Below are 26,263 nucleotides of genomic sequence, written 5' to 3'. Positions count from 1 at the left end.
AGCCTGGATAAGGCGCCAGTCGCTATCCGGGAACATCTCCCCGGTGGCGCTGCGCTTACCGGGGCTACAGGGAGTAATACATTTTCACTCCTCGTGGCTAGCCAGCACCGCCGGCAGATTAACCTCGATCCAGTCCGCCAGGGCCGCCACCTTCTCGCTCACCTGCAGGCCGAGCGGCGTCAGGCTATATTCAACGTGCGGCGGCACCACCGGATAAGAGACGCGGTCGATAAAACCATCCTGCTCCAGGGCCTGCAGCGACTGCGCCAGCATCTTTTCGCTGACCCCGCCCATTTTGCGCCGCAGATCGCTGAAGCGATGGGTTCCTTCGCGCAGCGCCACCAGAATCAACACGCCCCAGCGGCTGGTGACATGTTTAAGCACATCGCGCGACGGGCACTGTTCCGCAAACAAATTGCCATTGCGCAGTTTCTCGCTCAGCGTCGGTTCGGCCATTTTCACACTTACCTTTTTGTACGTACTTACTAAAAGTTAGTTAAGGTGTTAGCTTACCACAACTGCCACTAAACACGAAGGAGAAGACTAATGATCGCTCTTACCGGTGCCACCGGCCAGCTTGGCCACTACGTTCTGCAAGACCTGCTTAAAACCGTCCCTGCCGGCCAGATTGTGGCGATTGTCCGCAACCCGGCCAAAGCCCAGACTCTCAGCCAGCAGGGCGTTGTCGTCCGCCAGGCCGACTATAGCGACGAAGCGGCGCTGACCGCCGCGCTGCAGGGCGTGGATAAACTGCTGTTAATCTCCTCCAGCGAAGTCGGCCAGCGCGCCGTACAGCACCGCAACGTCATCAACGCCGCCAAAGCCGCTGGGGTGAAGTTCATCGCCTACACCAGCCTGCTGCACGCCGACACTTCGCCGCTGGGCCTGGCCGCAGAGCATATTGCAACTGAGCAGATGCTGGCCGACTCGGGTATCGCTTACGCCCTGCTGCGTAACGGCTGGTATACTGAAAACTATCTGGCCAGCGCGCCGCCGGCGCTGGAGCACGGCGTGTTTATCGGCGCCGCCGGCGAAGGTAAAATTGCCTCCGCTACCCGCGCAGATTATGCCGCCGCGGCCGCCCGCGTTATCGCCGGTGAAGGCCATGCAGGGAAAGTTTATGAACTGGCGGGTGATAACGCCTGGACGCTGAGCGACCTGGCTGCTGAGCTGAGCAAGCAAAGCGGTAAAAACGTGGTCTACCAAAATCTCAGCGAAGCCGACTTCGCCGCCGCGCTGAAAAGCGTCGGCCTGCCGGCGGGTCTGGCCGATATGCTGGCAGACTCCGACGTCGGCGCCTCGAAAGGCGGGCTGTTTGACGACAGCCGCACCCTGAGTACGTTGATCGGCCGTCCGACCACCTCCCTTGCCGAAAGCGTGAAAGGCATTCTGTAACCGCCCCTCTCAGCTTTTGCGGTTGCGTCCCGGCGGTTCCTCTCTCATATTGAAGAGATTAATCGTCGGGAGGCAGGCATGCAGGGCGTACCACCCCAATTTAGTGATGAAAAAGATCGCGCGCGCTTTCGCCATCTCGAACAGCTGCCCGGGGTAGAGCTTTACCACGCCCATATCTCCCGCTACGCCTTTGAACCCCATACCCACGAAGCTTTCGGCATTGGCGTGATTGAGCAGGGCGCCGAGCGCTTTCGCTACCGCGGCAGTCAGCACATCGCCGCCGCCAACGCCATTGTCACCATGAATCCCGACGAGCTGCACACCGGCGAAGCGGAAACCGCCGACGGCTGGCGCTACCGGATGATTTATCTGGAGCCCGACCGTCTGGAAGCCATCACCGGGGTGCGCGACTGGTGGTTCAGCGAGGTGGTTCGCGAGGATCCCCTGCGGTCCCGGCGGATTGGCCAGCTGATTTACGGTCTGTGGCACAGCGAAGATGCGCTGGCCCAGCAGGGAATGCTGCTCGACCTCATCGACGCCTTCCGCCCTCTGGCCCACCATGCCTCGGCGCAGGGTGAGGCCGGGCATCGCTTCGACCGCGTGCGCGACTACCTGCATGATAACTATATGCGCCCCATCACCCTCGACGAGCTGGCGCAGGTGGCGGCGCTGAGCCCGTACCACTTTCAGCGCCAGTTTAAAGCCCACTATCACGTAACGCCCCATCAGATGCTGATGGCCATCCGCCTGTGGCGCGCCAAAGCGTTTCTCACCCACGGCATGCCCGCCGCCGAAGTGGCGATAGCCGTCGGCCTCACCGACCAGTCTCACCTGACCCGCACCTTCACCCAGCGTTACGGCATTACGCCGGTACGCTATCAGAAGCAGGTCGCCAGGCGCTGATGCGCAATCTCATACAATATTCCCGCCCGGCCTCCTTCTACACTGCAGACAACCGTGATGACAATGGATGCAATGATGATTAGTGGTGTGTTGTACGCCCTGCTGGCGGGGCTGATGTGGGGTTTAATTTTCGTCGGGCCTTTGCTGGTGCCAGAGTATCCGGCGATGCTGCAGTCGATGGGACGCTATCTGGCCCTGGGTCTGATCGCCCTGCCGCTGGCATGGCTCGGGCGCGCGCGTTTGCGCCAGCTGAGCCGGAACGACTGGTGGACCGCGCTGGGTCTGACGATGATGGGAAATCTTATCTATTACGTCTGCCTGGCCAGCGCCATTCAGCGTACCGGGGCGCCGGTCTCCACCATGATTATCGGCACGCTGCCGGTGGTATTGCCGGTCTTCGCCAATCTGCTTTACAGCCAGCGCGACGGAAAGCTGCCATGGCGGCGCTTGTTTCCGGCGCTGGTCTGCATCGCCGTCGGCCTGATCTGCGTTAACGTCGCGGAACTGCGCCAGGGGCTGCCTGATTTTAGCCCGTGGCGCTACGGCTCCGGCATTGCGCTGGCGCTGGGGTCGGTGGTCTGCTGGGCCTGGTATGCCCTGCGCAACGCCCGCTGGCTTCGGGAGAACCCGCATCAACCGCCGATGATGTGGGCTACCGCTCAGGCGCTGGTGACGCTTCCGGTTTCGCTGGCCGGCTATCTCGCCGCCTGCGCCTGGCTGCACGGTCAGCAGGCCGGGTTCCCCCTGCCCTTCGGCCCGCGCCCGGCGGTGTTTATTACGCTGATGCTGGCCATCGCGGTGCTCTGCTCATGGGTCGGCGCGCTGTGCTGGAATATTGCCAGTCAACGATTACCGACGGTGATCCTCGGGCCGCTTATCGTTTTCGAAACCCTGGCCGGGCTTCTGTATACCTTTCTGTTGCGGCAAAGTTTACCGCCGCTGCTGACCCTGAGCGGTATCCTGCTGCTGGTGCTCGGCGTGGTCTCCGCCGTCCGCGCCAGGCCGGAAAAACCAACGTTGCAACCGCTGACGAACGAAAAAAAGTAGCCGGGCCCTATTAAGGGGTATTCCCTCGCCAAAAAGATGTATTTAAAATACATCTTATATTCCTGATGACGAGGTAACTGCTATGGCTTTCCGTGACCAACCTTTAGGCGAGCTGGCGCTGACCATCCCGCGCGCCTCCGCCCTGTTCCGTCAATACGATATGGATTACTGCTGCGGCGGCAAACAGACGCTGGCGCGCGCCGCATCGCGCAAAGCGCTGGATGTCGCGGTGATTGAGGCCGAGCTGGAGAAACTGGCCGGGGAGCCTATCACCCGCGACTGGCGCGCGGCGCCTCTGGCGGAGATCATCGACCATATCATCGTTCGCTATCATGACCGGCACCGCGAACAGCTGCCGGAGCTGATCCTGCAAGCCACCAAGGTTGAACGGGTCCACGCCGATAAACCGAATGTGCCGAAAGGGCTGACGAAGTACCTGACCATGCTGCAGCAGGAGCTCTCCAGCCACATGATGAAAGAGGAGCAGATCCTGTTTCCGATGATCAAACAGGGGATGGGCGCCCAGGCCGGGGGCCCGATCGGCGTAATGGAAAGCGAGCATGATGAAGCGGGCGAACTACTCGAGGTAATCAAACATATCACCCATAACGTGACGCCGCCGCCGGAAGCCTGCACCACCTGGAAGGCAATGTATAACGGTATCAACGAGATGATCGACGATCTGATGGAGCATATCAGTCTGGAAAATAACGTGCTGTTCCCGCGTGCGCTCGCCGGTAAGTAAAGAAAAAGGCGCCCGCAGGCGCCCTCGACATTGTCCGTCTTATTTGGCCACGTTGAGTGGCCTTTTTTATGACGATCCGTTGCAAGCAACGTTAAAATTTTCGTTTATTTCGCCAGACGTTTTTTGCCGGCAAGCAGCCAGCCCGCACCCAGCAGAACAAACCACAGCGGGGTGACCATCAGCGCTTCACGGGTATCATCTTCGAGGGTCAACAGCACCAGTACGAAGACGAAGAAGGCCATGCACACCCAGCACATTAATTTGCCCAGCGGCATCTTATACTTGGACTTCTCGTGCAGCTGCGGACGCTTTTTACGATAGACCAGGTAAGAGCAAAGGATAATCGTCCAGACGAACATGAACAGGATCGCCGACACCGTGGTGATCATGGTGAACGCGGCGATCACGCTCGGGTTGACCATCAGCATCACCACACCGCCCAGCAGGCACATGCAGGAGAAGGTTAAGCCCTTCGCCGGCACCGCACGCTTCGACAGTTTGGCGAACATCTTCGGCGCCTGACCATCCTGCGCCAGACCGAACAGCATACGGCTGGTGGAGAAGACGCCGCTGTTGGCTGAGGAGGCTGCGGAAGTCAGCACCACGAAGTTAATCAGGCTCGCCGCCGCCGGCAGACCGACCAGCACGAACAGCTCAACGAACGGGCTCTTGCTCGGCACCACGGAGCTCCACGGCGTCACCGACATAATCACAATCAATGCGAAGACGTAGAACATAATGATACGCAGCGGGATGGAGTTAATCGCCCGCGGCAGGGATTTTTCCGGGTCTTTGGTTTCAGCCGCAGTGGTACCGACCAGCTCAATCCCCACGAAGGCGAATACCGCAATCTGGAAGCCGGCGAAGAAGCCGCTCAGCCCTTTAGGGAACCAGCCGCCGTCATTCCACAGATGCGCGAAAGAGGCTTCGACGCCGGTCGGCGATTTAAAATGCATCATGACCATCACCAGGCCGACCACGATCAGCGCCACGATGGCGACGATTTTGATCATCGCGAACCAGAACTCCATTTCGCCAAACATTTTGACGGTGGCAAGGTTCAGGCCCAGCAGCAGCAGGATCACCGCCAGAGACGCGACCCAGTCGGAGAGTCCGGGAAACCAGAACTGCGCGTAGGCGGTGATCGCCACCACGTCCGCCATCCCCGTCACCACCCAGCAGAACCAATAGGTCCAGCCGGTAAAGTAGCCCGCCCAGGGGCCCAGCAGATCGGCCGCGAAGTCGCTGAAGGATTTATATTCGAGGTTCGACAGCAGTAATTCGCCCATGGCTCGCATAACGAAAAACAGCATAAAACCGATAATCATATAAACAAAAATAATGGATGGCCCGGCAAGGCTGATGGTTTTGCCAGAACCCATAAATAATCCTGTGCCGATCGCCCCGCCAATTGCAATCAGCTGAATATGTCGGTTTGTGAGATTTCGCCGTAGCGATTGTTCAGTCGGCTCCTGCTCGATAGCAGCGACTTTAACCTGATCTACCATGTGATTTCTTCCTGTTGTACCTGTCTGTGTTGTTCAGGCTCTGATGGCCTGTCGTCTGTCATTAACCCCAGCAAGGGCTAGTCGATATTAGGTAAGAATCGGAGGGATGAATACTATGATTTAGATATAATGTTAATTTTATGTTTGAAGTGAGTGTTATATCACTCATCTAACGCGAAATAGCTCACAAAAATACACCCATATGCGATGAATGCAAAACATAATTCCAATTAATTTTTAACTTAAGGATTTTACGCTATTTTTGTGGCTTCCCCCGCCGCTGGGGAAGAGGAAGCCTCTGCTGTTTAGATAATATCCAGCAGTTCAACTTCGAAGATCAGGGTGCTGAACGGAGGGATCGACGCGCCAGCGCCGCGCTCGCCGTAGGCCAGGTTGTGCGGGATGGTCAGTTCCCATTTGGAACCTACCGGCATCAGGGTCAGCGCTTCAATCCAGCCGCCGATTACGCCGGTCACCGGGAACTCTGCCGGTTCGCCGCGGGCGACGGAGCTGTCGAAGACGGTGCCGTCGATCAGTTTGCCGGTGTAGTGCACGCGTACGCGGTCGGTACGGGCCGGGATCGGGCCTTCGCCCTGGGTCAGGACGCGGAACTGCAGGCCGGACTCGGTGCTGTTCACACCCTCTTTCTCGCGGTTTTCATCAAGGTACTTCTGGCCGTCAGCGGCCATCGCCTGGAAACGCTCGCGACGCACGGCGTCGGCGCGCTCGTGGATTTCACGCAGCGCACGGTGGACGGCTTCTACCGGCACCTGCGGCTGGTTACCTTCCAGCGCATCGGCGATACCCGCCACCAACGCTTCCGGCAGCAGCCCCTGCAGGCCGGATTCGCTCAGCTGTTGTCCAACCTGCAAGCCGATACCGTAACTTGCCTGCGCTTCGATAGTGTCAAAAGTTGGGGTTGCCATCTTTGTTCCTTTTTTGGGTGATAAACATCAAGAGAAAAGCGTCCGGAAGCATAACAGCCATAGCGAAATGGGTAAAACTTTGTCGGCGGATGATGACAAATCTCAGCGAAAAAGAAACAATAGGCGGCATCAGGTTAACTTCACTTTGTTCCGGTCATCAGGACGTTAGCCATCTATACTCATATGCAGGATAAAAATATGCGGAGCAGGAGGAAAGCCATGCCCGGGCGCTTTGAACTGACATCTACCCTGGCGAAAATCTGGCACGCCCCGGATCATTTTCGCCTCCTGGACCCACTGCCCCCGATGCACCGCCGGGGAATTATCGCTGGCTTCCTGTTGGTTATCATCGGCATTCTGCTTCCCTCTGACGATAGCCAAAACCCGGCGACCACCAGCCGTGAAGCAAACCTGAATCTGCAGTCGCAGTCCCAGCCGCAAGCTGGCGGCAATCAGGCTGTTCCCCTGCCGCCGATCACCAATACGCCTACCGTGAGCGATGCCGACCAGATGGCACCGGTCGCCCCGGAGCCGATTCAGGATGAGCAACCGGACCAGGCGCAAACGCAGCAGCCCGCCGCCTCCCAGCCCTATCAATCTTCATCGCAGCAGTCCGCGCCGGGCATTGAGCAACAGTGGCGAACCTATCGCATCGAGTCGGGCAAAACCCTGGCCCAGCTGTTCCGCGATCATGGGCTGCCGGCCACCGACGTCTACGCCATGGCGCAGGTTGAAGGCGCAGGTAAACCATTAAGCACGTTGCAGAGCGGACAGACGGTGCAGATTCGGCAGAACGCCAACGGCGTGGTCACCGGGCTCACTATTGATACCGGCAATGGTCAGCAGGTGCTGTTTACCCGCCAGTCGAATGGCAGTTTTGTGCGTGCGCGCTAGCAGAGAAGACGACAGCGAGCGTTACGCCGCCGCAAAATGAAGGGCTCTGGAAAGCAAAACGCCGGCACAATGCCGGCGGTTTGTTGTTACCAGAACGTCAGATGCCGATTACTCAGCAACCACGTTGATGATAACTTTAGCGAATACTTCGCTGTGAACCTGGAAGTCCACTTCGTGCTCGCCAACGTTACGCAGAACGCCGTTCGGCAGGCGAACTTCGCTCTTAGCAACTTTAACGCCTGCTGCAGTGACAGCGTCAGCGATGTCGCGAGTACCGATGGAACCGAACAGTTTACCTTCGTCGCCAGCTTTAGACGCGATGGTTACGGATTCCAGGGCGTTGATCTGCGCAGCACGAGCTTCAGCAGCTGCCAGAACGTCAGCCAGTTTGGCTTCCAGTTCAGCGCGACGCGCTTCGAAGAATTCAACGTTTTTCTTGGTAGCAGGAACAGCTTTACCCTGCGGGACCAGGAAGTTACGAGCATAGCCCGCTTTAACGTTAACCTGATCACCCAGGCTACCCAGGTTTGCTACTTTATCAAGCAGAATAACTTGCATTACCTTATCCTCTCAAAGTCGTATTAATGGACCGTGACCGATTACTGATGACGATCAGTGTACGGCAGCAGGGACAGGTAGCGAGCGCGTTTGATAGCGCGTGCCAGCTGACGCTGATATTTTGCACGGGTACCGGTGATACGGCTCGGGACAATCTTACCGCTTTCGGTGATGTAGTTTTTCAGCGTAGCGATATCTTTATAGTCGATCTCTTGAACGCCTTCCGCGGTGAAACGGCAGAACTTGCGACGACGGAAATAACGTGCCATATGGCTAGTCTCCAGAATCTATCAATTCAATCTGCTCGGCATGCAGAACCATTTTGCTCAAGCCGTTCTTTGCCTTATGGCAAGAGATGAACCCTCGAACGGTTACTGCGCTACCGACCGTTATACTGTGAGTAATGGCCTGGTTCTCGTGACCGCTAATAATAACGGGCATCTGACACCATGCCTGCCGGTGAAAACCGGCTTCCTCCTGCACTGAACGATGCTCAAGCACGAACTGGCAGTGAGGAATTCCTGACGGGCTGACCTTACGAAGTGGAGTCCTGCAAATAATGCCGGACAGCTCCAGACGGTTGGTCATCAGGATTACTCTTCAGAATCCCCAGCTTCAGAATCATCTGCGGTTTCGTTGGCGAAATCTTCGCGACGCTCACGGCGCTCGTCTTTCGCTTTAACCATCGGAGATGCTTCGGTAACAGCGTGCTTAGTACGCATTACCATGCTGCGGATAACGGCGTCGTTGAAGCGGAAGTTAGTTTCCAGCTCATCGATCGCTTCCTGCGGCGCTTCAACGTTCATCAGAACGTAGTGAGCTTTGTGCAGTTTGTTGATCGGATAAGCCAGCTGACGGCGGCCCCAGTCTTCCAGACGGTGGATCGTACCTGCTGCTGCAGTGATTGCACCAGTGTAACGTTCGATCATGCCCGGAACCTGTTCGCTCTGGTCAGGATGGACCATAAAAACGATTTCGTAATGACGCATCGAATTGCTCCTTACGGATTATTCAGCCTCCTGTCTGGGTCAGCCGCGGCCCATGGAGGCAAGGAACGTGTTAAAGGGCGGCTGAAAAATTGACGCGTCATTCTAATGGCGGCCCCCCAGGAACACAAGCGCATTTGCACAAATAATTCGCACTATGCGTCAAGTTGCGCTAAGTGGGTGATTTAAAATTAACCAGCAAAGGAAGCGGCATTTTTTTGAACAACTGCATCAGAAAAGGTCGCCATGCGACGAACGCGCAGCGATTACACTTATATCAAAGCCCAACGACCACAGGAGAGCCCCCGAGTCAGCGTCAGGACTGTCAGTCAGGAGCGTAGTATATGAAACTGAAAATCATCGCCATGATGGCTGCGCTTTTCTTCAGCGCCAACGCGCTGGCAGCTATCCAAATCACCGAACGACAGGCCCGCAACATGGACGACGTGCAGAGCCTCGGCGTTATCTATATCAATCATAATATGGCCACTGAGCACGAGGCTGAACAGGCCCTTAGCCAGCTGAGCGATGCGCAGGGGGCGAAATACTTCCAGCCCATCCTGATGCATGAACCAGAAACCAACGGCCCGCTTCGCGCCAGCGCGGTGATATACCGCTAACGCCGGGCCCATTCTTCGCCTCTCCTCGCGAGGGGCGAAGCGAAACCCTCACCTAAACGCAATTGAGAATTATTTTATAAATCGACTTATCAGCGTCATTGCAACCTGATTTAATCATCAGTCTGTTTTTTGATAATCAGGAGTAATGGATGGTTCCGCGTTTCGCCACCTTAGGCCGCATCCCCAAAGGCGTTTGGGTGCTCGGCGGCGTCAGCCTGCTGATGGATGTGTCGTCCGAGATGATCCACAGTCTCTTACCGCTGTTTATGGCCACCACCCTCGGCGCCAGCGTGATCATTATCGGTCTTATCGAGGGGCTGGCGGAAGCCACCGCCCTGATCCTGAAAGTCTTCTCCGGCGCGATCAGCGACTACGTCGGCAAGCGCAAAGGGCTGGCGCTGCTGGGCTACGGCCTGGGCGCGCTCAGCAAGCCGCTGTTTGCCATCGCCCCGACCGCCGGCGTGGTGTTTAGCGCCCGCATGATAGACCGCGTAGGCAAAGGCATTCGCGGCGCGCCGCGAGACGCGCTGGTCGCCGACGTCACCCCACCGGAGATCCGCGGCGCTGCCTACGGGCTGCGTCAGGCGCTGGATACCATTGGCGCCTTTCTCGGCCCGCTGCTGGCTGTGCTGCTGATGTTTCTCTGGGCCAACGATTTTCACGCCATATTCTGGGTGGCGGTTATTCCCGCCGTGCTCTCCATTCTCCTGCTGGGTTTTGGTCTGCAGGAGCCAAAATCCGCCATCGGTCATAAACGCAGTAATCCGCTGAAGCGCGAAAATCTGCAAAAGCTCTCCGCCGCCTACTGGTGGGTGGTCGCCATCGGTAGCATCTTCACCCTTGCCCGCTTCAGCGAAGCCTTTCTGGTGCTGCGCGCCCAGCAGATGGAGATCCCGCTGTTTACTATTCCGCTGGTGATGGTGGCGATGAACCTCGTCTACAGCGTTACGGCCTACCCGTTCGGCAAGCTCTCTGACAGCATGAGCCACAGCAAACTGCTGCAGTGGGGACTGCTGGTGCTGATCCTCGCCGATATCGTGCTGGCCCTCAGCGGCCACTGGAGCACGCTGCTGGTCGGGGTCGCGCTATGGGGAATTCACATGGGGATGACCCAAGGGCTGTTGGCGGCGATGGTCGCCCATACGGCGCCGCCGGAGCTACGCGGCACGGCGTTCGGTATGTTCAACCTGATGAGCGGCCTGGCGCTGTTGCTGGCCAGTACCTGCGCCGGAGTGCTGTGGGAAACCTTCGGCGCCGCTTCGACGTTTTACGCTGGCGCGATAATTTGCGTGGTCACGCTCATCGGCATGCGCGCTATGCCCTCAGCTTATCGTCAGGGCTAAAAAACAGCTCCGGGGCCAGACCAGTTGTTTCACCGTGACGGTGAAAGCCCCGGAGCGCGTCGTTTACTTCTGCCCGTAGTAGGCGTTCGGCCCGTGTTTACGCAGAAAATGTTTTTCCATCAGCCAGCTATCAATCGGCTGCAGCTGCGGATTAATGCCGCGGGCAATCCACGCCATGCGCGCCACCTCTTCCATCACTACCGCGTTGTGCACCGCCTCGTGGGCGTCTTTCCCCCAGGAGAACGGCCCGTGCTGATAGACGACGATCCCCGGCGTATGCAACGGGTTTGCCTCGCCCAGCGTTTCGATAATCACCTTCCCGGTGTTCAGCTCGTAGGCCTCATCCACCTCCTGCGCGCTAAGCGCCCGGGTGCAAGGGATATCGCCGAAGAAATAGTCCGCATGAGTGGTGCCGAGCGCCGGGATCGCCAGCCCCGCCTGCGCCCAGGCGGTAGCGTGCGTCGAGTGGGTATGCACCACCCCGCCAAGGCCGGGATAACGGCGATAGAGCGCCAGATGGGTAGCGGTATCAGAGGAGGGACGCCAGCGTCCTTCCACCACGTTGCCCTGCAGATCGACCACCGTCATGTCATCGACGGCCATGGCGTCGTAGGTCACGCCGCTGGGTTTGATCGCCACCAGCCCGCGCTGCCGGTCAATCGCGCTGACATTGCCCCAGGTGAAGGTCACCAGGCCGTAGCGCGGCAGATCCATATTGGCCTCGAACACCTGCTGTTTCAGTTGTTGCATTACGCCGCCTCCATCAGCCCGGCGCGGGCCATCCGCGCTTTCACCCAGTCGCGCGCCTTCGCCACTTCCGCTAGCGGATCCGCGCTGCTTTCACTCCACATCTCAATCAGATACGGGCCGCAGTAGCCGGTCTGTTTGAGGGTTGCGAAGCAGCGTTCAAAATCGACGACCCCTTCTCCGAACGGCACGTTTTTAAAGACGCCGGGCCGGGTATCTTTGACGTGCACCGCCACGATGTGCCCCATGCCGGCCTGCAGCTCCATCTGGACGTCGTTATCCCACGCCGACAGATTGCCGATATCGGGATAAAGCTGGAACCACGGATTATTCAGGTAATGGGCGTAGCCCAGCGCTTTGCTGATCGAGTTCATCAACGGGTAGTCCATAATCTCCATCGCCAGGGTTACCTGGGCCCGGCTGGCCATCTCGACGCTCTCTTTCAGGCCATCGCGAAAGCGGCGCCGCGTCTCATCGTTCGCCTGCTGGTAATAGACGTCGTAACCTGCCAGCTGGATCACCCGGATCCCGACATCCTGCGCCAGCTGGATGGCTTTGCGCATGATTTCCAGCCCCTGAAGACGCACCGCGTCATCTTCGCTGCCCAGTGGAAAACGGCGATGGGCGCTCAGGCACATCGATGGCACCCTGACGCCGGTTTCGGCCACCGCCTTGACCAGCGCCAGACGCTGCTCCGGGCTCCAGTCCAGCCGCGCAAGGCGAGCGTCCGTTTCATCGAGGGACATTTCCACAAAATCAAAGCCCAGCGCTTTCGCCAGCTTTAGCCGCTCCAGCCAGCACTCCCCGGCGGGGAGCGCTTTTTCATAGATGCCGAGCGGAATTTGTTTCGCCAACATAGCCGCTCCTTAACCCCACAGCTGGGCGATAGAGCGTTTAAACTGGCGCGCCGCTTCCACCGGCGAAGCGGCATCGCGGATGCTGCGCCCGGCAATAAAGACGTGGATGGGGATGCCAGCGAACAGCGGCAGGTCCTCCAGCGCCAGGCCGCCGGTGACGGTCACTTTGAAGCCCATATCGGACAGACGCTTAATTGCGCTGATATCCGCCTCGCTCCACGCCACGCCCGCCGCCTGCGCGTCGCGGCTGCGGTGATAGACCACCTGCTGGATGCCCGCCTCGCACCATGCCTGCGCCTGCTCCCAGGTCCAGAAGCCGGTTAGCTCGATCTGAACGTCGCCGTTGAACTCTTTGGCGACATCCAGCGCCCCTTTGGCGGTATTGATATCGGCGCAGCAGATCACCGTGACCCAGTCGGCGTTGGCTTCAAAGCACATCCGCGACAGAATCTTGCCGGCGTCGGCGATTTTGGCGTCCGCCAGCACAATTTTATGCGGGTACAGCGCTTTCAGATCGCGCACCGCACGCACCCCTTCCCCGACGCAAAGGATGGTGCCGACTTCAATGATATCCACCTCTTCGGCGATCAGGCGGGTGGTCTCGTAGGCGCTGGCCAGCGTTTGGTTGTCCAGTGCGACCTGTAACATAGGTAATGACATGATAGTGTTCCTTTTAAACAGCCGCCGCGGTGGCGTTTTTAATTAAATCCAGCACTTCCTGCTCGCTGCGACAGGCGCGTAAACGGTCGAAATTGGCTTCATCATCAAACAGGTTAACGATCTGCATAATCCCCACCTCCTGGTGAGTGGTGGCGTCAACCGCCGCCATAGTGATCAGAATGTCGACCGGGTCGTTATCTTCGTGGTTGAAAATCAGCGGTTTTTTCAGGGTCACCAGCGCAAACCCGGTTTTCCTGACGCCCTCTTCCGGCCGCCCGTGCGGCATCGCCAGCCCGGGGGCGATCACAAAATAGGGGCCATGCTCGGCCACGCCGTCGAGAATGGCCTGGTAATAGCGCGGTTCCACGACGTCGGCGGCCACCAGCAGATCGACGCCGATTTTTACCGCCTCCTGCCAGGTTTCCGCTTCCGCCTGCAGGCGGATGGAGTGGTTCTGCGCCAGCGATTCATGAAGTTTCATGGCCGCTCCTTATTTCACGTCCTGCGGGAAGTGAGCTTTAATCACCTCCAGCAGCTTGGGACCGAAATCCGCTGGCGAAAGCATGTTACGCACGCCCACCACATGTTTATTACCGGAGACGGTAATCTCCCCCGCGATATGGGTTGAAGCGATGATGATATCCGCGCCGTTCAGCTCGCTTTTGTATTCACCTACCGCGCAGCTGTTTACCGTGTGGTCGATGTTGGATTGCGTCAGAAACTGGTCCACCTTCATTTTCATGATCATGGAACTGCCTTGCCCGTTACCACACACAGCCAGAATACGTACGGTCATAATCAGAACTCCTTATTGGGCAGAGGCCTCTGCCAGTTGTTTTTCCGCGTCCTCCTCGGCGCGCAGCGCGCGGCCGGCGAAGAACATATAAGCCAGTGCAATCAGGATGATGACGGCCATAAACGCCAGCCCGACGGAGGCGAAGCCCTGCATCATCGGCGGCGCCAGAATCGACCAGTCCGCCATCCCCATCCAGGCGCTCATGCCGGTGAGTTTCACCGCCCATACGCAACCGAATATTTCAATCATGCCCATCACCAGGCAGATTTTGAGCGCCGCGCGCCAGCCGCCAAAGTGGTTGGCAAAAACGCCAATCGTCGCGTTGGAGAAGAACATAGGGATAAAGCCTGGAATAATCAGAATCGGGGAGCCGACGCCGACCAGAATGCCGACGGCAATCAGCTGACCGATGGTGCCCCACATAAAGCCCCAGACCACCGCATTCGGCGCGAAGCTATAGATAGCGGCGCAGTCGATCGCCAGCACCGCCCCGGGGATCAGACGCAGCGAGATACCGTTGAAGGCTTCGGACAGCTCGGCGACGAACATCCGCACGCCCTGAGTGATGATGAAAATCGCCACCGCGAAGGAGAAACCGGTCTGCAGGATATAGACCGTCCAGTGGGTTTTACCCGCCATCGCCTGCACCACGTCAATGCCGAAAGAGAGCAGGATCGCACCGAAGAAGATAGTCATCACAATCGCGGTGGAAACAATGTTGTCGTGGAAGATGTTCAGCCAGCCAGGCAGCTTGAGGTCTTCGACGCTCTCCTCTTTTTTCCCCAGCCAGGGCGCCACTTTGTAGGCAATCCACGAGGCGAACTGCTGCTGGTGCCCGATAGAAAAACCGCAGCCGTCGGTGACCAGCTGAGTAGGCTTGTACATCATATTGGAGGTAATGCCCCAGTAGAGTGACACCAACACCGCGGTGCAGATGATGGTGGTCCACATGGAGTAGCCGAAAATAAAGAACGAGACCGCGATCAGCCCCGCCTGCTGAAACATGATATGGCCCGTCAGCATGATGGTGCGGATGCCGGTAATCCGGCGCAGCAGGACGTAACCGATATTCAGCGCCAGCGCCAGCAGCACCGCGTAACCCACCCAGCTATACGCCTCGCCCATCCGGTCGATGGTCGCCATCATCGAGGCATAGGTGTCAGAGATGGCGCCGTTAATGCCGTACACCTCTGACATTTTCGCCACCACCGGCTTAAAGGTGCTGGTGAGGATACCGGAGCCGGCTTGTAACAGCATGAAACCGATAATGGTTTTGATGGTGCCTTTGATAATCACGCTGACGCTTTTACGCAGCAGGATATAGCCCAGGCAGGTCACGATACCCAGCAGCAGCGGGGCATTAGTCATCACCTGATTAAAGAAAACGGTAAAGATGTTGTAGAGGATTGCCATAACACACTCCCGATGGTGAAGGCGCTGAACGCGCCTTACGCTCAGCATTTCTCGTTGCTCACTCTAATAATCAAAAATAATCACAACAAGATTAAATTTGATTAAATGTGACGCACACCGCAATAATCCTTTCCTTCATTCAGGTTATTTCCATTCATTTATAATGCAACAAAAATAAACATTTTAAATCATATAGATAAAACAAAAACCAAGGCACGTAAGCTGTGAAAAAGACGGGAGATCATACGTATCAGATCGCAAAAGGGATGGAAAACATGATTGCAATCCTGGAAGCACAGTGACAACATAAATCAAAACCAATCAAATAATGATTACTTTTGAAAATACACGAGGAAGACCGCGATGAGTAAAGTACAGACCATCACCCGTGAATCATGGATCCTGAACACCTTTCCGGAATGGGGTAGCTGGCTGAATGAAGAGATTGAGCAGGAGCAGGTTGCGCCCGGCACCTTCGCCATGTGGTGGCTGGGCTGTACCGGCATCTGGTTGAAATCCGAAGGCGGCGCCAACGTCTGCGTCGATTTCTGGTGCGGCACCGGCAAGCAGAGCCACGGCAATCCATTGATGAAAACCGGCCATCAGATGCAGCGGATGGCAGGGGTGAAGAAGCTCCAGCCCAATCTGCGCACCACCCCGTTCGTGCTCGATCCATTCGCCATTCGCCAGATTGACGCGGTCCTCGCGACACACGATCACAACGATCATATTGACGTCAACGTCGCCGCCGCCGTCATGCAGAACTGCCCGGCCGATGTGCCGTTTATCGGCCCGAAAACCTGCGTCGATATGTGGATCGGCTGGGGCGTGCCGAAAGCGCGCTGTATCGTCATGAAGCCCGGCGATGTCGTGAAGATTAAGGACATTGAGATCCACGCGCTCGACGCGTTCGACCGTACCGCGCTGATCACCCTCCCGGCGGATCAAATAGCCGCCGGCGTGCTGCCGGACGGGATGGACCAGCGCGCGGTCAACTATCTGTTTAAAACACCGGGCGGCAACCTGTACCACAGCGGCGATTCCCACTACTCCAACTATTACGCGAAGCATGGCAACGAGCATCAGATTGACGTCGCCCTCGGCTCGTATGGCGAGAACCCGCGCGGGATCACCGACAAAATGACCAGCGCCGATATCCTGCGCATGGCAGAGTCGCTCAACGCGAAGGTGGTGATCCCGTTCCACCATGATATTTGGTCGAACTTTCAGGCCGATCCGCAGGAGATCCGCGTCCTGTGGGAGATGAAAAAAGATCGTCTGAAGTACGGCTTCAAGCCGTTTATCTGGCAGGTCGGCGGCAAATTTACCTGGCCGCTGGATAAAGACAATTTCGAATATCACTACCCGCGCGGCTTCGACGACTGCTTCACCATCGAGCCAGATCTGCCGTTCAAATCCTTCCTGTAAACCGCCTCCGGCAGGCCCTGCCTGCCGGAAATACCCCGCCTGAGGGTTAGTATTTTCACATGATTTCAAATATCATCTTTGCCGTTCACTTTTAATCGGATTCGCTCATGACGGAAGCGCAAAGGCACCAAATTCTGCTGGATCTGCTCGCCCAAACGGGGTTTGTTACCGTAGAGCAGGTGATGTCGCGGCTCGGGATCTCACCCGCAACGGCCCGACGTGATATCAACAAGCTGGATGAAAGCGGCAAACTGAAAAAGGTACGCAATGGCGCGGAAGCCATTAGCGAGCAGCGCCCCCGCTGGACGCCGATGAATATCCACCAGGCGCAGAATCTGGATGAAAAAGTGCGTATTGCGCGCGCCGCTTCGCAACTGATCGCGCCGGGTGAGAGCATCGTCATCAACTGCGGCTCCACCGCCTTTCTGCTGGGGCGTGAACTGTGCGGCAAACCGGTGCAGATCATCACTAACTATCTGCCGCTGGCCAACTACCTGATCGACCAGGAACACGACAGCGTGATTATCATGGGCGGGCAGTACAACCGCAGCCACGCCATCACCCTCAGCCCCCACGGCAGTGAAAACAGCCTCTATGCCGGGCACTGGATGTTCACCAGCGGCAAAGGGTTAACCGCCGAGGGGTTATACAAAACAGATATGTTGACCGCCATGGCCGAGCAGAAAATGCTCAGCGTGGTCGGCAAGCTGGCGGTGCTGGTCGACAGCAGCAAGATCGGCGAGCGCGCCGGAATGCTATTCAGCCAGGCCGGGCAAATTGACGTGGTGATCACCGGCAAACAGGCCGATGCCGCGATCCTCAAGCAGCTTGAGGACCAGGGCGTCAGCGTGATCCGCGTTTAAAGATGCTGCTGAAAAAAGGCGACCGTCGTGGCCAGCGCCTCCGGGGTGATGCGATGGCGGACGCCTTTCTGCCAGACGCAGGTCAGCCTGGCTGCAAGGTCGCTCTGCCTGAGCGCTTGCTCAAGACGGAAGGTCTCTTCCGGCGGCACCACGTCGTCGGCATCGCCATGCCAGAGCAACAGCGGCCGCCGGGCGAGCGACGCCAGCTGATGGCTGACATCCCATTCGCTGAGGCTGTCGCCATCAAAGCCAGGCGAGGGAAACAGGGTTTGCGACAGCGAACGAAAATAGCCTGATCCCATCAGGCAGGCGACGCTGTTCAGCTCGGGATGGTGCGTCATGATACCCAGGGCCGTCATTCCCCCCATCGACGCCCCCGCCACCGCCAGTCGCTCTCCTTCCAGCCAGCCTTCGGCGATAATCGCCTCGCGCAGCGCGGGAAACTCGCTGAAATTCTGCTGCAGGATCGGCCAGAAGCGCTGCATCCGCCCGGTCTCATCACCGTGATAGCGCGCGCCATGCTCCGGCGCGTCCGGCATAATCACCCGGAAACCCGCCTGGGCCAGCGCCACCGCAAAGTAGCTGTAAACCAGTTTCGACGAGGTAAAGCCATGATAAAAGACGATACAGGGCAGTGGCTTGTCCAGACTCTCCTGCGGGCAGGCATGCAAAATTTCGCCACCGCCGAGGTTGCGCATTTCTAGTGCAATCATTTATCGTCTCCCTTCTCTATTGTGGTTAGGCGGCATGGGAAAATGCATTCACCAGGCAACCCAGTTTGCTACGATTCATAATGTTGAGAACCCGGTTACGCTTTCACAACATTTTCATTCGAAAATCGCGTCAGAGATAACAGTTCGGGAACATTCCCCGGAAATCCTGTTAAGGCTACCACTACACTATCACTATCAGGAAACGAGATATGGTTATGCGCAGGTTGTCTCCGTGGTTACTGGCTATCGTTCTCAGCGGGTGTAGTGCTTTGCAGGGAACGCCGGAAGCCCCGCCGCCCGCCACCGACCATCCGCAGGAGATCCAGCGCAACCAGACGGCTGGCCTGCAGAAAATGGCTACGGTGAGCGTACTGATGTACGGTTCGCCGATGGATGTCGAAGCGGCGCTGAAGGCCAAAGCAGAAGCGGCCAAAGCCGATTACTACGTCATCATCATGATCGATGACACCATGGTACCCGGCCAGTGGTATTCGCAGGCGATCCTCTATCGTCGATGACGAGGCGGTGTCTTTAAATCTGCTTTACATAGCTTTGCGTCCATTCACGTTCTCCTGTGCATAATAACGTTCGGCCAGCCACCTGGCAGGACGTTAGCAACGGACTGCCCTTGGGACTACGTGAAATGGAGCTGACGATGAAACGATCTTTTACCCTATCCAGCCTGCTGTTAACCACTGCGACGGCCAACACGTCCGCGCAGTCAGCCGAATTCGCCAGCGCGGATTGCGTTACCGGCCTGAATGAAATCGGTCTGATCTCCGTCGCTAATCTTTCCGGCAGCCAACAGGATGTGGAGCACGCCATTGCCCGCAAAGCGGACGAGCAAGGCGCCTCCTGGTATCGCATTATTCAGATGTACGAGGAGCAACAGCCGGACAGCTGGCGCGTGCAGGCCATTCTCTACGCCTGAGGCGCCTGGCGCCCCCGCCCCATGGCCCGCAGCAGCAGGTCGTCGAGGGTCGGCGCGTCAAGACGTATGCCGCCGCGCGTGTCGAGCATCATCCGGCACCAGGCTTCGGCCAGCGGCGGCGAAGCGAAACGCAGCATCTGCGCCCCCGCCCCCAGACGATAGACCAGCCGGGCAATCTCTCTGCCCTGCTCTTCGGCGGGTCGTTTCAGCAATTGCTGCAGCTGACGCCATGCGCGGTCGAGATGGCGGTTCTGTCCTTTCACCTCCGCACACTCCGCGGCCAGCAGCTCCATCGCCGCCGGCTGCTTGCTCAGTACCCGCATCACATCGAGGCACATAATATTGCCGGAGCCTTCCCAGATGCTATTGACCGGCATCTCGCGATACAACCGCGGCAACTCACTCTCCTCGCAATAGCCGATCCCTCCCAGGACTTCCATCGCCTCAGCGACAAACGGGATACCGGCCTTGCAGATGGCAAACTTGGCCGCAGGCGTAAACAGACGCGCCCAGGCACTTTCCCGGGCATCATCCCGACGGTCCCAGGCTCGCGCCAGACGAAACAGAAACGCGGTCTGTCCTTCAAGACGGAGCGCCATTTGCCCCAGCAGCTGGCGCATCATCGGCTGATCGACCAGATTTTTACCGAACGCCTGACGCTGTAGCGCATGATACAGCGCTACGGAGAAGGCCCGGCGCATCAGGGCATGGCTGCCCAGCGCGCAGTCAAAGCGGGTGAGACCGCCCATCCTGAGGATCTGCCGCACGCCATCGCCCTCGTCACCCACCAGCCAGCCGCAGGCGTCATAAAACTCCACTTCGCTACTGGCGTTGGAGCGGTTGCCGAGCTTCTCTTTTAAGCGCTCCAGACGCACCCCGTTGCGCTGCCCGTCGGGCAGCAGGCGCGGCACAAAGAAGCACGACAGACCCGCAGGCGCCTGGGCCAGCACCAGGTGCGCATCGCTCTGCGGCACCGAAAAAAACCATTTGTGTCCCACCAGCCGGTAAAACCCTTCCGCTGTTTTCTCCGCGCGGGTGGTATTGCTCAGCACATCGGAGCCCCCTTGCTTCTCGGTCATCCCCATGCCAATCAGCAGACCGCGCTTCTGGTCGCCCGGGGCGAGGTGGGGATCGTAACGGTCGCTCAGCAGCGGCGACAGCCAGTCGCCAAAAGGCGCGGGCAGGGCGCGCTGCAGCAGGGGCGTCGCGGCGAAAGTCATGGTAATCGGGCACAGCGTTCCGGCCTCTACCTGGGCGTGAAGCAGAAAGCGAGCGGCGCGCGCGACAAACGCGCCTTCACGGGCATCCTCCTGCCAGGCGAGATTATGCACCCGGTTCGCGCACAGCCCCTGCATCAGCAGGTGCCAGGCGGGGTGGAAGCGAACGTCGTCCAGTCGGGCGCCGGTGGCGTCATAGCGCAGCAGCTCCGGCGGGTTGCTGTTGGCCAGGCGTCCCAGCTCCAGCGATTCTGCGGTCCCCAGCTGCTGGCCAATGCTGGCGAGCAGATCGCCATCCCAGCCGGCGCCTTCGCGGACCACCGCTTCACGTAGGGCGGTATCGGACAGGAACAGATTGCTGTTATTCAGCGGGGTCGGTTGATTAAAAACGGTGTGGGTTTGCCAGTGCATCGTGTCTCCCTCCATCAATGGCGATAAGCCTAAGTATGGTTATCCGGGGGGATACTCGCCCGCGAGAGCGGTCACAAAAAAGCCATCCCGAAGGATGGCTTTTCAGTTTCGTCAGCGGGTCAGCTTAGCTGCGCTGGCGTACCGCCTCAAACAGGCAGATGCCGGTGGCCACCGAGACGTTCAGCGAGGAGACGCTGCCCGCCATCGGAATGCTGATCAGCTCATCGCAGTGCTCGCGGGTCAGGCGGCGCATGCCTTCGCCTTCCGCGCCCATCACCAGCGCCATCGGCCCGGTCATTTTGCTCTGGAACAGCGTATGGTCGGCTTCACCTGCGGTTCCAACGATCCAGACGTTCTCCTCCTGCAACAGACGCATGGTGCGCGCCAGGTTGGTGACACGGATCAGCGGGACGTTCTCCGCCGCGCCGCAGGCCACTTTCTTCGCCGTCGCATTCAGCTGCGCGGAACGATCTTTTGGCACAATCACCGCGTGCACGCCGGCAGCATCGGCGCTGCGCAGGCAGGCGCCGAGGTTATGCGGATCGGTCACACCGTCAAGGATCAACAGGAACGGCTGATCGAGCTGCGCCAGCAGATCCGGCAGATCATTCTCCTGATACTGACGCCCCGGCTTCACGCGGGCAATGATCCCCTGGTGTACCGCGCCTTCGCTCTTCTCATCGAGAAACTGGCGGTTGGCCAGCTGAATCACCACGCCCTGCGCTTCCAGAGCGTGGATCAGCGGCAGCAGGCGCTTATCCTCACGGCCTTTCAGAATATAAACTTCCTGAAAACGCTCAGGTGCGCGCTCCAGCAGTGCCTGCACCGCATGGATGCCGTAAATCATTTCACTCATTGATGTACTCGTTTTAGGTTCTGTTATCCGCCCTTCACCCCGTCCTGCGTCAGCAGACTTCAGAATGAAGGGTGGTCAATCACTCGGCGCTCTTCTTCTTTGCCGCGCGCTTGGCTTTGGTGGCGGCGGCGATTTTCTGCGTTTTCGCCGACGGTTTTTTCGCTTTCTTCTCGCCTTTCGGCTTCGCTTTCGCCTGGTCTTTTTCTTTGCGGAACGCGCTGTCCGGCTCGAAGTTCACCTGCTTACCGACCTGACGACGACGGCCGCCCGGTTTGCCGGAGGTGCTCTTTTTCGCTTTCTCACGGGCGGTTTTGCCGACATTACGCGGCGCGCGCTCGCTGGAGATTAGGGTAAAGTCGATTTTACGCTCGTCCATGTTGACCGCTTCCACACGGACTTCCACGCGGTCGCCCAGGCGATAAGTCTGCCCGCCGGACTCGCCGATCAGACGCTGCCCCACCTGGTCGAAACGATAGTAGTCGTTATCCAGAGAGGAAACATGCACCAGGCCGTCGATAAACAGATCGTTGAGACGGACGAAGAAGCCAAAGCCGGTCACGCTGGCGATAACCCCGGAGAAGATGTTGCCTACCTGATCCTGCATGAAGTCGCACTTCAGCCAGTCGGAGACTTCGCGCGTCGCTTCATCAGCGCGGCGTTCGGTCATCGAGCAGTGCTCGCCCAGCTGCAGCATCTCTTCCATGCTGTAGTGCCAGCCGCCGGTCTCCGTGCTGTTGCCTTTATGCCCCTGCTCTTTGGCCAGCAGATATTTGATGGCGCGGTGCAGCGACAGATCCGGGTAACGACGGATCGGCGAGGTGAAGTGGGCATAGGACTGCAGCGCGAGGCCAAAGTGGCCGCGGTTTTCCGGATCGTAGACCGCCTGCTTCATCGACCGCAGGAGCATCGTCTGAAGCATCTCCGCATCCGGGCGATCGGCGATGGAGGTCAGCAGTTCGGCGTAATCGCGCGGCTCCGGCTTGTTGCCGCCAGGCAGTTCCAGCCCCAGCTCCGCCAGCACGCTGCGGAACGCGGTAATCGCCTCGGTGCTCGGCTTATCGTGAATACGGAACAGCGCCGGCTCCTGCGCCTTCTCAACGAAGCGCGCGGCGGAGATGTTCGCCAGGATCATGCACTCTTCAATCAGCTTGTGCGCATCGTTCCGCTGGGTCTGTTCGATACGCTCGATACGGCGCTCGGCGTTGAAGATGAATTTAGCTTCTTCACTTTCAAATGAGATACCGCCGCGCTCTTCGCGGGCGCCATCCAGCACCTTGTAGAGGTTATGCAGTTCTTCAATATGCTTCACCAGCGGCGCGTAGTGCTCGCGCAGCTCCTGGTCGCCCTGCAGTATATGCCACACCTTGGTATAGGTCAGGCGAGCATGTGAACTCATCACCGCTTCATAGAATTTATAACCGGTCAGACGGCCTTTTGACGAAATCGTCATCTCGCACACCATGCACAGGCGATCGACCTGCGGGTTCAGCGAGCACAGACCGTTAGACAACACTTCCGGCAGCATCGGTACCACCTGCGACGGGAAGTAGACCGAGGTTCCACGGCTGCGCGCTTCCGCGTCCAGCGGCGTCCCCGGACGCACGTAGTAGCTGACGTCGGCAATGGCTACCCACAGGCGCCAGCCGCCGCCGCGTTTCTTCTCGCAGTACACTGCGTCATCGAAGTCGCGGGCATCTTCACCGTCAATAGTGACCAGCGGCAGGGAGCGCAGATCGACGCGCCCGGCTTTCGCCTCTTCCGGCACCTGCTCTTTCAGGCCGGAAACCTGATTTTCTACCGCCGGCGGCCAGACGTACGGAATTTCATGGGTGCGCAGCGCCATATCGACAGCCATGCCGGTACCCATGTTGTCGCCCAGCACTTCGACGATTTTCCCCACGGCTTTGGTGCGGCGGGTCGGGCGCTGGGTCAGCTCGACCACCACCACGTAGCCCATCCGCGCGCCCATAATCTCTTCCGGCGGGATCAGGATATCGAAGCTGAGGCGACTGTCGTCCGGGACGACGAAACCGACGCCAGCGTCGGTAAAGTAGCGGCCAACAATCTGGCTGGTTTTCGGCACCAGGACGCGGACGATGCGCGCTTCGCGGCGGCCCTTGCGGTCCGCGCCCAGCGGTTGGGCCAGCACCTGGTCGCCATGAATACAGGTTTTCATCTGCTCTGACGACAGGTACAGATCGTCTTTGCGCCCTTCAACACGCAGGAAACCATAGCCATCACGGTGACCAATAACGGTTCCTTTGAGGAGATCAAGGCGCTCCGGCAGCGCATAGCACTGACGGCGGGTGAAGACCAGCTGACCGTCGCGTTCCATCGCGCGCAGGCGGCGGCGCAGCGCTTCGGTTTGCTCTTCGCCCTCGATATTTAACTCGATGGCCAGCTCATCGCGGCTGGCGGGCTTTTCCCGTTTGGTTAAATGTTCGAGGATAAATTCCCGGCTCGGGATTGGGTTCGCGTACTTCTCAGCTTCGCGTTCCTGGAATGGATCTTGTGACATATCGGTTCCTCCGTTGTCATCTCCGGCAGAGTGGCGTCACTCCACCAGCAATAATTTATAAAGCGGTTGATTCTTCTCAACCAAATCAGCCAGCGTATAGTTATCCAGTTCCTTGAGAAAACTCTGCGCGGCTTCAGCTAGTGCCTGTTTCAGACGACAGGCTGGTGTAATGTGGCAAAACTCGCTGCTGCAGTTGACCAGCGATAAGGGTTCCAGGTCGCGTACCACGTCACCGACGCGGATCTGTCCAGCTGGTTTGCCGAGGCGAATGCCCCCGTTCTTCCCCCGCACGGCAGTCACATAGCCCATGCGACTTAACTGATTGATTATTTTAACCATATGATTACGGGAGACGCCATAGACCTCGGTTACTTCCGAGATACTGGTCATCCGTCCTTCCGGCAGCGACGCCATATAAATCAGCGCCCGTAGTCCGTAATCGGTGAAACTCGTTAACTGCACATAAACCTCAGGGAAAAGAAAACAGGGTATGTCGAGCGACATCATTATTATTGATGATAAACCAGCCAGCGCTCAGGCCGCTAATTTATTTAAAATGGGGCGGGCGAACAGCAAAAACAAGGGCGCCTGAACGGCGCCCCTTGCGAGTGATTATGCGTCGAACGGGTCGCGCAGAATCATGGTCTCGGAACGGTCTGGACCAGTAGAGATGATATCAACCGGTACGCCGGTCAGCTCTTCAATACGCTGGATGTAGTTCAGCGCTGCCTGCGGCAGGCCGCTGCGCTCTTTCACGCCGAAGGTGGTTTCAGACCAGCCCGGCATGGTTTCGTAGATAGGCTCGATACCTTCCCAGTTGTCGGCTGCCAGCGGAGTGGTGGTCACTTCGCGGCCATCCGGCATACGGTAGCCGACGCAGATTTTCACTTCTTTCAGGCCGTCGAGGACGTCCAGTTTAGTCAGGCAGAAGCCGGACAGGGAGTTAATCTGCACCGCGCGACGAACCGCGACGGCGTCCAGCCAGCCGGTACGACGACGACGACCGGTGGTGGCGCCGAATTCGTTACCCTGCTTGCAGAGGAACTCGCCGGTCTCATCAAACAGCTCGGTCGGGAACGGACCCGCGCCTACGCGAGTCGAGTAAGCTTTGATGATACCCAGAACGTAATCCACATAACGCGGGCCCAGGCCGGAGCCGGTCGCCACGCCACCCGCGGTGGTGTTGGAAGAGGTTACGTACGGATAAGTACCATGGTCGATATCCAGCAGCGTGCCCTGCGCGCCTTCGAACATCACGAAGTCGCCGCGTTTACGCGCCTGATCCAGCAGGTCGGAAACGTCCACCACCATGCCGGTCAGGATGTCGGCAATCGCCATTACATCGTCCAGCACTTTCTGGTAGTCAACGGCTTCTGCTTTGTAGAAGTTCACCAGCTGGAAGTTGTGATATTCCATCACTTCTTTCAGTTTATCGGCGAAGGTTGCTTTATCGAACAGATCGCCAACGCGCAGACCGCGACGAGCGACTTTATCTTCGTAAGCCGGGCCGATGCCGCGACCGGTGGTGCCGATAGCCTTCGCGCCGCGCGCTTTTTCACGCGCCACGTCCAGCGCCACGTGATAGTCAAGGATAAGCGGGCAGGCTTCAGAGAGCAGCAGACGCTCGCGAACCGGGATACCACGGTCTTCCAGGCCCTTCATCTCTTTCATCAGCGCAGCCGGAGACAGCACGACGCCGTTACCGATGATGCTGGTGACGTTTTCACGCAGAATGCCTGATGGAATAAGATGGAGAACGGTTTTTTCACCGTTGATTACGAGAGTATGGCCGGCGTTGTGACCACCCTGGTAGCGCACAACATATTTAGCCCGTTCTGTCAGGAGATCGACGATCTTCCCTTTACCTTCGTCACCCCATTGGGTGCCCAGTACGACGACGTTGTTACCCATTTTTCAAAATCACCGTT

At 58.2% G+C, this 26,263-nt stretch carries 30 protein-coding genes; 11 read left to right on the top strand and 19 right to left on the bottom strand.

Going from position 1 to position 26,263, the window contains the following annotated elements; translation table 11 throughout:
• Nucleotides 1-84: 84 nt before the first annotated feature.
• Nucleotides 85-456: a helix-turn-helix domain-containing protein gene (locus tag ABLV76_RS03580; protein ID WP_004206475.1), complete on the bottom strand. Its 372-nt coding sequence runs from the start codon at nucleotides 454-456 to the stop codon at nucleotides 85-87.
• Nucleotides 457-546: 90 nt separating this feature from the next.
• Between ABLV76_RS03580 and ABLV76_RS03575 the strand changes: the two genes are divergently transcribed.
• From ABLV76_RS03575 to ytfE, 4 genes are all read left to right on the top strand, one after another.
• Complete coding sequence (locus tag ABLV76_RS03575) at nucleotides 547-1,395, top strand: SDR family oxidoreductase (protein WP_048294053.1); 849 nt, start codon at nucleotides 547-549, stop codon at nucleotides 1,393-1,395.
• Between the two features lie 78 nt (nucleotides 1,396-1,473).
• Entirely contained in the window at nucleotides 1,474-2,298 is an 825-nt protein-coding gene (locus ABLV76_RS03570) for an AraC family transcriptional regulator (protein ID WP_048294052.1), read from the top strand.
• Nucleotides 2,299-2,373: 75 nt separating this feature from the next.
• On the top strand, nucleotides 2,374-3,345 hold the full coding sequence (locus tag ABLV76_RS03565) for a DMT family transporter (RefSeq protein ID WP_004206472.1): 972 nt from the start codon (nucleotides 2,374-2,376) through the stop codon (nucleotides 3,343-3,345).
• A gap of 82 nt (nucleotides 3,346-3,427) precedes the next feature.
• Nucleotides 3,428-4,090 carry an iron-sulfur cluster repair protein YtfE gene (gene ytfE / locus ABLV76_RS03560; protein WP_048322753.1) on the top strand — a complete coding sequence of 221 codons (663 nt, stop codon included), beginning with the start codon at nucleotides 3,428-3,430 and terminating at the stop codon, nucleotides 4,088-4,090.
• A 104-nt stretch (nucleotides 4,091-4,194) separates the two neighbouring features.
• Here ytfE and cycA read toward each other — a convergent pair whose 3' ends face one another.
• On the bottom strand, nucleotides 4,195-5,598 hold the full coding sequence (gene cycA, locus ABLV76_RS03555) for a D-serine/D-alanine/glycine transporter (protein WP_348878187.1): 1,404 nt from the start codon (nucleotides 5,596-5,598) through the stop codon (nucleotides 4,195-4,197).
• Between the two features lie 305 nt (nucleotides 5,599-5,903).
• Nucleotides 5,904-6,524, bottom strand: coding sequence for an FKBP-type peptidyl-prolyl cis-trans isomerase (gene fklB / locus ABLV76_RS03550; RefSeq protein WP_002886687.1), 621 nt, complete (start codon nucleotides 6,522-6,524; stop codon nucleotides 5,904-5,906).
• Nucleotides 6,525-6,743: 219 nt separating this feature from the next.
• On the opposite strand from fklB, the gene ABLV76_RS03545 reads away from it, so the two are divergent.
• Nucleotides 6,744-7,418 (top strand): LysM-like peptidoglycan-binding domain-containing protein, encoded by a 675-nt coding sequence (locus ABLV76_RS03545; protein WP_023319573.1) that lies wholly within the window; start codon nucleotides 6,744-6,746, stop codon nucleotides 7,416-7,418.
• A gap of 108 nt (nucleotides 7,419-7,526) precedes the next feature.
• Here ABLV76_RS03545 and rplI read toward each other — a convergent pair whose 3' ends face one another.
• The 4 genes from rplI to rpsF are packed head-to-tail and all read right to left on the bottom strand — an operon-like array spanning nucleotide 7,527 to nucleotide 8,965.
• Nucleotides 7,527-7,976, bottom strand: coding sequence for a 50S ribosomal protein L9 (gene rplI, locus ABLV76_RS03540; RefSeq protein WP_004206464.1), 450 nt, complete (start codon nucleotides 7,974-7,976; stop codon nucleotides 7,527-7,529).
• A 41-nt stretch (nucleotides 7,977-8,017) separates the two neighbouring features.
• The gene (gene rpsR / locus ABLV76_RS03535) at nucleotides 8,018-8,245 is read right to left on the bottom strand and encodes a 30S ribosomal protein S18 (protein ID WP_000135199.1); all 228 of its coding nucleotides are present in this window, start codon (nucleotides 8,243-8,245) and stop codon (nucleotides 8,018-8,020) included.
• Nucleotides 8,246-8,249: 4 nt separating this feature from the next.
• The gene (priB, locus tag ABLV76_RS03530) at nucleotides 8,250-8,564 is read right to left on the bottom strand and encodes a primosomal replication protein N (protein WP_002885722.1); all 315 of its coding nucleotides are present in this window, start codon (nucleotides 8,562-8,564) and stop codon (nucleotides 8,250-8,252) included.
• Between the two features lie 5 nt (nucleotides 8,565-8,569).
• Nucleotides 8,570-8,965 carry a 30S ribosomal protein S6 gene (gene rpsF / locus ABLV76_RS03525; protein ID WP_002885691.1) on the bottom strand — a complete coding sequence of 132 codons (396 nt, stop codon included), beginning with the start codon at nucleotides 8,963-8,965 and terminating at the stop codon, nucleotides 8,570-8,572.
• 341 nt (nucleotides 8,966-9,306) lie between these two features.
• Between rpsF and ABLV76_RS03520 the strand changes: the two genes are divergently transcribed.
• On the top strand, nucleotides 9,307-9,582 hold the full coding sequence (locus ABLV76_RS03520) for a DUF1471 domain-containing protein (protein WP_004206463.1): 276 nt from the start codon (nucleotides 9,307-9,309) through the stop codon (nucleotides 9,580-9,582).
• Nucleotides 9,583-9,731: 149 nt separating this feature from the next.
• On the top strand, nucleotides 9,732-10,925 hold the full coding sequence (locus tag ABLV76_RS03515; RefSeq protein ID WP_032456882.1) for an MFS transporter: 1,194 nt from the start codon (nucleotides 9,732-9,734) through the stop codon (nucleotides 10,923-10,925).
• A 63-nt stretch (nucleotides 10,926-10,988) separates the two neighbouring features.
• Here the strand turns inward: ABLV76_RS03515 and ABLV76_RS03510 are convergent, their stop codons facing one another.
• Genes ABLV76_RS03510 through ulaA form a run of 6 tightly spaced genes read right to left on the bottom strand, consistent with a single transcriptional unit; the run spans nucleotide 10,989 to nucleotide 15,398 of the window.
• On the bottom strand, nucleotides 10,989-11,675 hold the full coding sequence (locus ABLV76_RS03510) for an L-ribulose-5-phosphate 4-epimerase (RefSeq protein ID WP_053810847.1): 687 nt from the start codon (nucleotides 11,673-11,675) through the stop codon (nucleotides 10,989-10,991).
• The gene (locus ABLV76_RS03505; protein WP_017900591.1) at nucleotides 11,675-12,529 is read right to left on the bottom strand and encodes an L-ribulose-5-phosphate 3-epimerase; all 855 of its coding nucleotides are present in this window, start codon (nucleotides 12,527-12,529) and stop codon (nucleotides 11,675-11,677) included. The genes ABLV76_RS03510 and ABLV76_RS03505 overlap by 1 nt, the downstream gene beginning before the upstream one ends.
• A 9-nt stretch (nucleotides 12,530-12,538) precedes the next feature.
• Entirely contained in the window at nucleotides 12,539-13,189 is a 651-nt protein-coding gene (gene ulaD / locus ABLV76_RS03500; RefSeq protein ID WP_017900592.1) for a 3-keto-L-gulonate-6-phosphate decarboxylase UlaD, read from the bottom strand.
• 13 nt (nucleotides 13,190-13,202) lie between these two features.
• Nucleotides 13,203-13,670, bottom strand: a complete 468-nt coding sequence (ulaC, locus tag ABLV76_RS03495; RefSeq protein WP_023319570.1) for a PTS ascorbate transporter subunit IIA — start codon at nucleotides 13,668-13,670, stop codon at nucleotides 13,203-13,205.
• 9 nt (nucleotides 13,671-13,679) lie between these two features.
• Nucleotides 13,680-13,985: a PTS ascorbate transporter subunit IIB gene (gene ulaB / locus ABLV76_RS03490; RefSeq protein ID WP_002885682.1), complete on the bottom strand. Its 306-nt coding sequence runs from the start codon at nucleotides 13,983-13,985 to the stop codon at nucleotides 13,680-13,682.
• Between the two features lie 12 nt (nucleotides 13,986-13,997).
• On the bottom strand, nucleotides 13,998-15,398 hold the full coding sequence (gene ulaA, locus ABLV76_RS03485) for a PTS ascorbate transporter subunit IIC (RefSeq protein WP_348878186.1): 1,401 nt from the start codon (nucleotides 15,396-15,398) through the stop codon (nucleotides 13,998-14,000).
• A 363-nt stretch (nucleotides 15,399-15,761) separates the two neighbouring features.
• On the opposite strand from ulaA, the gene ulaG reads away from it, so the two are divergent.
• Nucleotides 15,762-16,826: an L-ascorbate 6-phosphate lactonase gene (ulaG, locus tag ABLV76_RS03480; protein WP_049003758.1), complete on the top strand. Its 1,065-nt coding sequence runs from the start codon at nucleotides 15,762-15,764 to the stop codon at nucleotides 16,824-16,826.
• A 107-nt stretch (nucleotides 16,827-16,933) separates the two neighbouring features.
• Nucleotides 16,934-17,689 carry an HTH-type transcriptional regulator UlaR gene (ulaR, locus tag ABLV76_RS03475; RefSeq protein WP_004206453.1) on the top strand — a complete coding sequence of 252 codons (756 nt, stop codon included), beginning with the start codon at nucleotides 16,934-16,936 and terminating at the stop codon, nucleotides 17,687-17,689.
• On the opposite strand, the gene yjfP is transcribed toward ulaR, so the two are convergent.
• Entirely contained in the window at nucleotides 17,686-18,402 is a 717-nt protein-coding gene (gene yjfP / locus ABLV76_RS03470; RefSeq protein WP_004206452.1) for an esterase, read from the bottom strand. The two genes, ulaR and yjfP, sit on opposite strands and share 4 nt — an antisense overlap.
• A gap of 209 nt (nucleotides 18,403-18,611) precedes the next feature.
• Here yjfP and bsmA point away from each other — a divergent pair, with 209 nt between their 5' ends.
• Both bsmA and yjfN read left to right on the top strand, forming a co-directional pair.
• A complete protein-coding gene (gene bsmA / locus ABLV76_RS03465; RefSeq protein WP_004206451.1) occupies nucleotides 18,612-18,920 on the top strand; it encodes a biofilm peroxide resistance protein BsmA in 309 nt (102 codons plus the stop codon).
• Between the two features lie 137 nt (nucleotides 18,921-19,057).
• On the top strand, nucleotides 19,058-19,333 hold the full coding sequence (gene yjfN, locus ABLV76_RS03460; RefSeq protein ID WP_004206450.1) for a DUF1471 family protease activator YjfN: 276 nt from the start codon (nucleotides 19,058-19,060) through the stop codon (nucleotides 19,331-19,333).
• Here the strand turns inward: yjfN and ABLV76_RS03455 are convergent.
• The 5 genes from ABLV76_RS03455 to ABLV76_RS03435 all read right to left on the bottom strand — a co-directional run bounded on the left by ABLV76_RS03455 (nucleotide 19,324) and on the right by ABLV76_RS03435 (nucleotide 26,246).
• A complete protein-coding gene (locus ABLV76_RS03455; RefSeq protein WP_023319565.1) occupies nucleotides 19,324-20,961 on the bottom strand; it encodes an isovaleryl-CoA dehydrogenase in 1,638 nt (545 codons plus the stop codon). The two genes, yjfN and ABLV76_RS03455, sit on opposite strands and share 10 nt — an antisense overlap.
• Nucleotides 20,962-21,085: 124 nt before the next feature.
• On the bottom strand, nucleotides 21,086-21,817 hold the full coding sequence (rlmB, locus tag ABLV76_RS03450; RefSeq protein WP_002885669.1) for a 23S rRNA (guanosine(2251)-2'-O)-methyltransferase RlmB: 732 nt from the start codon (nucleotides 21,815-21,817) through the stop codon (nucleotides 21,086-21,088).
• A gap of 79 nt (nucleotides 21,818-21,896) precedes the next feature.
• Complete coding sequence (rnr, locus tag ABLV76_RS03445; protein ID WP_004206447.1) at nucleotides 21,897-24,335, bottom strand: ribonuclease R; 2,439 nt, start codon at nucleotides 24,333-24,335, stop codon at nucleotides 21,897-21,899.
• Between the two features lie 36 nt (nucleotides 24,336-24,371).
• Nucleotides 24,372-24,797: a nitric oxide-sensing transcriptional repressor NsrR gene (nsrR, locus tag ABLV76_RS03440; RefSeq protein WP_002885667.1), complete on the bottom strand. Its 426-nt coding sequence runs from the start codon at nucleotides 24,795-24,797 to the stop codon at nucleotides 24,372-24,374.
• A 150-nt stretch (nucleotides 24,798-24,947) separates the two neighbouring features.
• Nucleotides 24,948-26,246 carry an adenylosuccinate synthase gene (locus ABLV76_RS03435; protein WP_004206445.1) on the bottom strand — a complete coding sequence of 433 codons (1,299 nt, stop codon included), beginning with the start codon at nucleotides 26,244-26,246 and terminating at the stop codon, nucleotides 24,948-24,950.
• Between the last annotated feature and the right edge of the window lie 17 nt (nucleotides 26,247-26,263).

Origin of the sequence: Klebsiella sp. GB_Kp047 (assembly GCF_040065235.1) — a bacterium.
GTDB lineage: Bacteria > Pseudomonadota > Gammaproteobacteria > Enterobacterales > Enterobacteriaceae > Klebsiella > Klebsiella quasipneumoniae.
The sequence above is the reverse complement of the archived record's forward strand: the minus strand, read 5'-3'. Positions and strand labels throughout refer to the sequence as shown.

Coding starts and splice junctions, on each gene's coding strand:
- ABLV76_RS03455 (WP_023319565.1), bottom strand. CDS start 20,961: ATGCACTGGCAAACCCACACCGTTTTTAATCAACCGACCCCGCTGAAT.
- ABLV76_RS03510 (WP_053810847.1), bottom strand. CDS start 11,675: ATGCAACAACTGAAACAGCAGGTGTTCGAGGCCAATATGGATCTGCCG.
- ulaC (WP_023319570.1), bottom strand. CDS start 13,670: ATGAAACTTCATGAATCGCTGGCGCAGAACCACTCCATCCGCCTGCAG.
- ABLV76_RS03570 (WP_048294052.1), top strand. CDS start 1,474: ATGCAGGGCGTACCACCCCAATTTAGTGATGAAAAAGATCGCGCGCGC.
- ABLV76_RS03565 (WP_004206472.1), top strand. CDS start 2,374: ATGATTAGTGGTGTGTTGTACGCCCTGCTGGCGGGGCTGATGTGGGGT.
- rplI (WP_004206464.1), bottom strand. CDS start 7,976: ATGCAAGTTATTCTGCTTGATAAAGTAGCAAACCTGGGTAGCCTGGGT.
- fklB (WP_002886687.1), bottom strand. CDS start 6,524: ATGGCAACCCCAACTTTTGACACTATCGAAGCGCAGGCAAGTTACGGT.
- yjfP (WP_004206452.1), bottom strand. CDS start 18,402: ATGATTGCACTAGAAATGCGCAACCTCGGCGGTGGCGAAATTTTGCAT.
- ABLV76_RS03575 (WP_048294053.1), top strand. CDS start 547: ATGATCGCTCTTACCGGTGCCACCGGCCAGCTTGGCCACTACGTTCTG.
- ABLV76_RS03515 (WP_032456882.1), top strand. CDS start 9,732: ATGGTTCCGCGTTTCGCCACCTTAGGCCGCATCCCCAAAGGCGTTTGG.
- rlmB (WP_002885669.1), bottom strand. CDS start 21,817: ATGAGTGAAATGATTTACGGCATCCATGCGGTGCAGGCACTGCTGGAG.
- ulaG (WP_049003758.1), top strand. CDS start 15,762: ATGAGTAAAGTACAGACCATCACCCGTGAATCATGGATCCTGAACACC.
- rpsF (WP_002885691.1), bottom strand. CDS start 8,965: ATGCGTCATTACGAAATCGTTTTTATGGTCCATCCTGACCAGAGCGAA.
- rnr (WP_004206447.1), bottom strand. CDS start 24,335: ATGTCACAAGATCCATTCCAGGAACGCGAAGCTGAGAAGTACGCGAAC.
- ulaD (WP_017900592.1), bottom strand. CDS start 13,189: ATGTCATTACCTATGTTACAGGTCGCACTGGACAACCAAACGCTGGCC.
- ABLV76_RS03580 (WP_004206475.1), bottom strand. CDS start 456: ATGGCCGAACCGACGCTGAGCGAGAAACTGCGCAATGGCAATTTGTTT.
- ulaA (WP_348878186.1), bottom strand. CDS start 15,398: ATGGCAATCCTCTACAACATCTTTACCGTTTTCTTTAATCAGGTGATG.
- ulaB (WP_002885682.1), bottom strand. CDS start 13,985: ATGACCGTACGTATTCTGGCTGTGTGTGGTAACGGGCAAGGCAGTTCC.
- ABLV76_RS03520 (WP_004206463.1), top strand. CDS start 9,307: ATGAAACTGAAAATCATCGCCATGATGGCTGCGCTTTTCTTCAGCGCC.
- bsmA (WP_004206451.1), top strand. CDS start 18,612: ATGGTTATGCGCAGGTTGTCTCCGTGGTTACTGGCTATCGTTCTCAGC.
- priB (WP_002885722.1), bottom strand. CDS start 8,564: ATGACCAACCGTCTGGAGCTGTCCGGCATTATTTGCAGGACTCCACTT.
- cycA (WP_348878187.1), bottom strand. CDS start 5,598: ATGGTAGATCAGGTTAAAGTCGCTGCTATCGAGCAGGAGCCGACTGAA.
- ABLV76_RS03435 (WP_004206445.1), bottom strand. CDS start 26,246: ATGGGTAACAACGTCGTCGTACTGGGCACCCAATGGGGTGACGAAGGT.
- ulaR (WP_004206453.1), top strand. CDS start 16,934: ATGACGGAAGCGCAAAGGCACCAAATTCTGCTGGATCTGCTCGCCCAA.
- ABLV76_RS03505 (WP_017900591.1), bottom strand. CDS start 12,529: ATGTTGGCGAAACAAATTCCGCTCGGCATCTATGAAAAAGCGCTCCCC.
- rpsR (WP_000135199.1), bottom strand. CDS start 8,245: ATGGCACGTTATTTCCGTCGTCGCAAGTTCTGCCGTTTCACCGCGGAA.
- yjfN (WP_004206450.1), top strand. CDS start 19,058: ATGAAACGATCTTTTACCCTATCCAGCCTGCTGTTAACCACTGCGACG.
- ytfE (WP_048322753.1), top strand. CDS start 3,428: ATGGCTTTCCGTGACCAACCTTTAGGCGAGCTGGCGCTGACCATCCCG.
- ABLV76_RS03545 (WP_023319573.1), top strand. CDS start 6,744: ATGCCCGGGCGCTTTGAACTGACATCTACCCTGGCGAAAATCTGGCAC.